This window comes from Novosphingobium sp. CCH12-A3, from assembly GCF_001556015.1.
GTDB classification, from domain to species: Bacteria; Pseudomonadota; Alphaproteobacteria; order Sphingomonadales; family Sphingomonadaceae; genus Novosphingobium; species Novosphingobium subterraneum.
On the sequence record NZ_LSIA01000109.1, the window covers coordinates 1 to 6,522 of the forward strand.

Below are 6,522 nucleotides of genomic sequence, written 5' to 3' on the forward strand. Positions count from 1 at the left end.
ATCCGGCGTGCCGCAAGACACTGTCATTCAACGAATTAGTTTCGAATCCGACTCTCAGGCCCAGTCGACATGGCCGATGCTTCCAACTGGTGGCGCTTCACCTTCGGTGCTTGCTGGAAGCACCCGCTGGGACCGGAAAGCTCCATCGACGGCATCGAGCATCATCCCGTCGCCCACGTCGCCTATGCCGATGCACAGGCCTATGCCGATTGGGCGGGCAAGGAACTTCCCACGGAAGCCGAGTTCGAGTTTGCCGCACGTGGCGGGCTTGAAGGCGCGGACTACGCCTGGGGCAATGAACTTGCTCCCGATGGCCGGATGATGGCAAACTACTGGCAGGGCCTGTTTCCCTTTGCCAATCAGATGCTCGACGGCTGGGAGCGAACGTCGCCCGTGCGCAGCTTCCCACCCAACGGCTACGGCCTTTACGACATGATCGGCAACACCTGGGAGTGGACGAGCGACTGGTGGACCGACAAGCCCCAGAAGGCTGGCAAGAAGTCCGCCTGCTGCGCCCTCAGCAATCCGCGCGGCGGCAAGCTCAAGGACAGCTTCGACCCCGGCCAGCCCGGCGTGCGCATCGGCCGCAAGGTCATCAAGGGCGGCTCTCATCTGTGCGCCGCCAACTACTGCCAGCGCTACCGTCCTGCTGCCCGCCACCCGGAAATGATCGATACCGCGACAACGCATATCGGCTTCAGATGCGTGGTTCGGGTCTAGTGGCATTCTTCATAAGAGAATTTACTTGAGCAGATCGGCTGCCTAGCTGCCACATATCGACAAGCTGCCTTTGCACAAGCTGACGTGATGTTGTGAACGACCTCCGCTGCGCAAGAGCTTTTTGGCATTGATGACCTCAGTTGGCATCCATGCGTTCGGCCTCACATGATGATTCCTCCATCGATGGCTTTTCCCATCAGTGATCCGAGGTGAGCTCTCTTCCAAGAGGGCCAGCCTGCAAACCTCACATCAGGCGGGATTGTCCTCCGCGTTTTCCGGCGTCAGCCTGGGCTCGTCTTGTTCCGGGCTGCCGCGAGCACGATGATAGGGTTATCGCTGAGGGGCGCAGTAGACCACGAAGGGAAGGGTACATTGCGTCGGCTGCACAACAGCCCTGTTCGCGGGGGCTGGCCGTCGCTGAGCACCAATTGACAACCTTTGCCAATCTTTGCTATTTTTTGGCCTTGGAGGTTGCCATGGCTACGATGAACATTTCACTGCCCGATCCGATGAAGCAATGGGTAGAAGCGCAAGCTGACACTGGTCGGTATAGCAATGCCAGCGACTATGTGCGCGATCTCATCCGTCGTGACCAGGAACGTGCTGACAAAGTCGCGGCCATGCAGCGCCTCGTCGATGAGGCCCGCGCCAGCGGTTTGAGCGACGAGACGATGGCGGACATCCGGACGCGAGCGATCAGCCAGGCTGACCTGCAAGCCTGACCGTGCCTCGCTTTCGCTTAACGCGCGCCGCCGCCGAAGATCTGACAGCCATCTTTCTCCAAGGCATCGAGCAGTTCGGACTGCCTCAGGCCGATACCTATCACGAAGGGCTGAGCGCGATCTTCGAGTTTCTTGCCGACTATCCCCAAGCTGCGCGATTGCGAGAGGAAATATCACCTCCTGTCCGCGTGCATCCCTACAAGGCGCATCTGGTGATTTATGATGTCGGAGATGAGGACAAGGTCATCATTCTGCGTGTCCGGCATGGTCGAGAAGATTGGATATCCTCGAATTACGACGGTTAGCCGTCGCAGGGTAAGCGCTGGCGGCCAATCCGAAGAGATCCCACCCGACTTGGCATTTCTCTGCCGACCAAACACGCCCTTCAGCAGTGGATCCTTGAAAGTCCGAAAATGCCGAAACTCGACATTGGCATATGCCAGCCCACCTTGGCAGCAGGCGCCTTGAACTCGGACATTCGATCATCAGTTTTTCGTGATCGATTCCTGCCCCTCGTTCAGCATGCTGTAGCAGTGGGGAAAAGACTTGGGTTGGGACTTTTTTGCCGTCTTTTCCCAAGGCACTCAACGTCTGCTCATTCACCAATAACTGACGCCCAAAGGTCGGCACTCGATCCGGTCTCAGCGAGTACATCTTGCTTGCATTTTGAACTGCGGCCGGTTCCTGACCTCTGACAGCATCTCGATTTCATGCCATTCTTACGCCGTTCTTACGCAGTGCTACGTTGATCCGCATGGAAACCTTAGGCGCACTGCGTGCACAGGCTCCCGGCAAAGGAGCGTGCATACCATGTCGTCCGCATCACCACTGCCAACGTCTCCGGACGCTCAGTCCAACCTGCATCAGGGCAGTCTCGCGATCCTGACCTTGGGCGCCATCGGCGTAGTCTACGGCGACATCGGAACGAGCCAACTCTACGCCTTTCGAGAGGCGCTCGCCCAGACTGGCGCCGATGGGATCTCTCGGCTCGAGATACTCGGCGTCCTGTCGCTTGCGCTGTGGGCGCTGATCGTCGTGGTCACGCTCAAGTATGTCGCCTTTTTGTCGCGGATGGACAACAATGGTGAAGGCGGTGTGCTTTCGCTGATGGCGCTTGCGCAACGGGCGACCGGGACACGGTGGCCGGTCGTGCTGCTGCTGGGCGCCACGGGTGCGGCGCTGTTCTATGGCGATGCCATTATCACCCCCGCGCTGTCAGTCCTGTCCGCAGTCGAGGGACTGCGCACAATCCCCGGCTTTGAGGCAATGACCGAGCCCGCCCTCCTCGGTCTTTCGCTGGGCATTCTCACCGTGCTCTTCCTCGCGCAATCGAAAGGCACTGCCGGGGTGGCATCCCTCTTCGGTCCGATCTGCCTGGTCTGGTTCGCCGTGCTGGCTGCCCTTGGCGTCTGGCACGTCCTGCAAGCACCGCAGATCCTTGCCGCATTCAATCCACTGCATGCAATGACCTTCCTCACGACCAACGGCGTGACTGGTCTGTTCGTGCTGGGCGCCGTGTTCCTGACGGTAACCGGTGCCGAGGCGCTGATCGCCGACATGGGCCACTTCGGGCGCAAGCCAATCCAGCTCGGCTGGCTCTCGCTGGTGTGGCCGGCACTCAGCCTGAACTATCTCGGTCAAGGCGCGATGGCACTGAAGGCGTTGTCCGATGCGCAGGCAGCTGGACACCTCCTTGCCAATGCCGACTGGTTCTTCCTGATGGCACCCGAAGCTTTGCGGGCACCGCTGGTCGTGCTCGCAACCATGGCCACAGTCATTGCCAGCCAGGCCGTTATCACGGGTGCCTATTCGCTGACCCACCAGGCGATTGCGCTTGGCCTCTTGCCCAGACTGACCATTCGCCAGACTTCGGCGCACCAGATCGGGCAGATTTATCTCCCGGTGGTGAACTGGTTCCTGTTCGCTGGCGTCGTGGTACTGGTTTTCGCCTTCCGCAGCAGCTCAGCAATGGCCGCCGCCTATGGCATTGCCGTAACCGGCACGATGGTGGTCACGACGTGCCTCGCATTCGTGATCGCATGGAAGCACTGGGGCTGGAACCGGGTGTGGGCCGCCACGCTTATCGCGCCTTTCCTCGCGCTCGACCTGTTCTTCTTCGGCGCGAACATGCTCCGCGTCACGGAGGGAGGCTGGGTGCCGCTGGCTGTGGCAGGCGTGATGGGCATCGTGATCTTCACCTGGCTCAAGGGCCGCAGGGCAGCAATGGCGCTTGCCGCAGACCAGGGGGCGGACATGGATGAGATCGCGCAGGTCCTTGCCCAGCGTCTCCCTACGCGGATCGAGGGCACGGCGGTGTTCCTGACGCAGGACCTTGACGTTGCTCCTGCCGCTCTCCTTCACAACCTCAAGCACAACAAGGCGCTCCATCGCCTGTCGATCCTGCTCAAGGTCGAGACGACGACCAAGCCGTGGATCGCCCCCCAAGACCGGCTGGCCATAACGCAGGTAGATGCGAACTTCGTGCGCGTGCAGCTGCGCTACGGCTATCTCGACAAGATAGACGTGCCGAGCGATCTTGCCAGGGGCGAGGGGCTGCTGGATCGACCCGGCGGGACATCGTTTTTCGTCGGCCGTAACGCAATCCGTTTCGCCGCAAGGCCCATCCTCCCACGCTGGATGACCGTGATCTACATGGCGCTCCATCGAAACGCGGCAGACCCGACCGCATGGTTCGCCATCCCGCCGAACAGGGTTGTCGAACTTGGCAGTCAGATCGAGCTATAGAGACGCCCGTGAACAGTGTGCTCCGATCAAGCCTTGTGCCCCTTTCCGGCGTTGCCGCGATCACTGCCCTGACAGCGTGGTCGCTGCCACTGCTTGGATTGGCATCCGCGTCGCTGCTCTTCCTCCTGCCGGTACTGGTCGCGGCAATGCGGGGAGGCGTGGTTCCGGGTCTGATTGCGACCTTTGCCGGAACTGCTGCCTACAACTTCTTCCTGCTCGAACCGCGCTACACCTTCAGGGTGCATCAGGTTGACAACCTCGTCAGTGTCTTCGTCCTCAGTGCCGTCGCCTTTGTCACGAGCCGTCTCGCCAACCGCCTGCTGGCACGCGAAGCCGAGGCTAACGAGCGCGCCGAAGCGAGTGCAACCGCTGCCCGGCTTGCGACGACCCTCTCGGCAGATCCACCCGATCAGGCATTGCAGGATGGCCTCGCTTTCTTGACCGCGTCCTTCGGCGAGGCTCTTCTGATGGACGAGCAGGACCTTGCAGCCGAAACTGGCCCGTTGACCTCCCTCGACCGGGGGGCGGCTAGCTGGGCATTGCACAATGGCGACAGGACCGGGCATGGTACTAGCACCATGGCTGCGGCGGAATGGACGTTCGTGCCGCTCCACCCCCGCAATCGCAGCGATCAGGTCGTCCTCGCGATCGCGCGCCCGGCGAACGGTTCGACCAGGGACGATGAACAGATCCAGCAAATCGGCGATCTGTGCCTGTTGCTAGGACAATGTCGGGACCGCGCGAGACTGTTCGAGGAACGGCGTGAACGCGAACTGGTCGAAGCGCGCGACCGCTTGCGTCAGACCATGCTCGCCTCGCTCGCTCACGATTTCCGCACGCCGCTCACCGTCATGTGCGGTCAGCTCGAGCAGCTCGCGATGACCAACGAACAGGCGCAGGAAGCCTTGCAAGCAGCCCGACGACTGGAGCGCACGATGGCCGACCTCTTGGGCCTTGCGCGGTTGGAGGACGGCTCGCTGGTCGTGTGGAACGAAAGCCTCGACCCGGTCGACGTCGTGACAACTGCACTGGAGCGGATGACACCCCTCGCAGGCATAGCGCTTCGCAGCGAGGTGGCCACCGATCTCCCGTTTGTTGCCGGTGATGCAGTGCTGATGCAGCATGTCCTGGTCAATCTGCTGGACAATGCGATACGGCATGCACGCGGCACGGTGCTGCTCCGCGTCCGCTCGATCGGGGACGTCGTCGAGTTCAGTGTGGAGGACGACGGGCCCGGCATTCCTTTGGACGAACGGGACCGGCTGTTCGAGCGTTTCACCCGCATCGAAGGATCGGACCGGACCGAAGGCAGCGGCCTCGGCCTTGCCATAGTCAAGGGATTTGCCGATGCCATGGCAATGCAGGTCGCAATCTCGGATGTCCAGCCCACTGGCGCGCGGTTCTCGCTGTTGGCTACGCGCTCAAATCGGAAGATCGCATGACGCGGATACTGTGCATCGACGATGAGCCTGCGATTCTGCGGCTGCTTGAAGTCGTGCTCGGTCGGGGTGGCCATGCGGTGACTGGCGCGCGCGATGCGCGGTCCGCGCTCGCCGCGATCGGTAGGGCCGCGTTTGATGCGATACTGCTCGATCTTGGCCTGCCCGACCGGGACGGGCTCGAACTGCTGGGCACGCTCAAGGCGACGTGCAATGCCCCGGTGATTGTCGTTTCGGCGAGATCCGACGTCGCCGAAAAAGTAGCTGCGCTCGATCTCGGCGCGTCGGACTACGTCACCAAGCCCTTCGAAGGAGACGAACTCCTCGCCCGCGTCCGGGTCGCCATCCGCAGCAACGGCCATGCGCAGGGGCGGTCTGAAGCGATCGAACATGGCCCGCTGCGCATGGACCTTGGCATGCACACCTTGCATGTCGAAGGACGCGAAGTGACGCTGACGCCCAAAGAGTTTTCCGTCATGCGCGAACTGATCGCCGCCGGCGGACGAGTCCTGACGCATGGAGCTCTCCTCGAGACAGTCTGGGGCAAGGCCCATCGCGACGATGTCGAATACCTGCGCGTCGTGATCAGGTCACTGCGGCTGAAGATCGAAAACGATCCCTCCGCTCCACTTCACATCCGCAACGAACCAGGCATCGGTTATCGGCTTGCCGCACATGGTTGACCGACTACGAATGTGGCTTGGGCAACGATCTTTCGCTTGAGTGCGATCGCCGAAAGTTGGCCTTCAGCGGCAACCTCGACCGAAGGCCTCAATGGTCCCGGGAAGACCGGTGTCGGCGTAAGCTGACGCTCTCAGAACCACGCCGGAACGACCAGATTTGTGAAGGGTTTCGGGCGCTTGCGTACGAAAGCCTCCAGTGCAGGAACCCGCGGG

At 61.5% G+C, this 6,522-nt stretch carries 5 protein-coding genes and 1 pseudogene; all 6 read left to right on the top strand.

The annotated features are described in order from the left end of the window. Positions 1–48: 48 nt before the first annotated feature. Positions 49–720: pseudogene (locus AX703_RS07970) on the top strand (SUMF1/EgtB/PvdO family nonheme iron enzyme); the annotation flags it as partial. Positions 721–1,196: 476 nt separating this feature from the next. After that, the gene (locus AX703_RS07975; RefSeq protein WP_039338749.1) at positions 1,197–1,442 is read left to right on the top strand and encodes a type II toxin-antitoxin system ParD family antitoxin; all 246 of its coding nucleotides are present in this window, start codon (positions 1,197–1,199) and stop codon (positions 1,440–1,442) included. 2 nt (positions 1,443–1,444) lie between these two features. After that, positions 1,445–1,747 carry a type II toxin-antitoxin system RelE/ParE family toxin gene (locus tag AX703_RS07980; protein ID WP_062343551.1) on the top strand — a complete coding sequence of 101 codons (303 nt, stop codon included), beginning with the start codon at positions 1,445–1,447 and terminating at the stop codon, positions 1,745–1,747. Between the two features lie 505 nt (positions 1,748–2,252). After that, complete coding sequence (locus tag AX703_RS07985; RefSeq protein ID WP_062343552.1) at positions 2,253–4,187, top strand: potassium transporter Kup; 1,935 nt, start codon at positions 2,253–2,255, stop codon at positions 4,185–4,187. A gap of 8 nt (positions 4,188–4,195) precedes the next feature. Continuing rightward, a complete protein-coding gene (locus AX703_RS07990) occupies positions 4,196–5,629 on the top strand; it encodes a DUF4118 domain-containing protein (RefSeq protein WP_062343553.1) in 1,434 nt (477 codons plus the stop codon). Beyond that, positions 5,626–6,309, top strand: coding sequence for a response regulator transcription factor (locus AX703_RS07995; protein WP_062343554.1), 684 nt, complete (start codon positions 5,626–5,628; stop codon positions 6,307–6,309). Before AX703_RS07990 ends, AX703_RS07995 begins: the two co-directional genes overlap by 4 nt. Positions 6,310–6,522: the final 213 nt, after the last annotated feature.

Bases quoted from the DNA above. Each gene is read 5' to 3' on its own strand.
- AX703_RS07985 (WP_062343552.1), top strand. From the start codon at position 2,253: ATGTCGTCCGCATCACCACTGCCAACGTCTCCGGACGCTCAGTCCAAC.
- AX703_RS07975 (WP_039338749.1), top strand. From the start codon at position 1,197: ATGGCTACGATGAACATTTCACTGCCCGATCCGATGAAGCAATGGGTA.
- AX703_RS07995 (WP_062343554.1), top strand. From the start codon at position 5,626: ATGACGCGGATACTGTGCATCGACGATGAGCCTGCGATTCTGCGGCTG.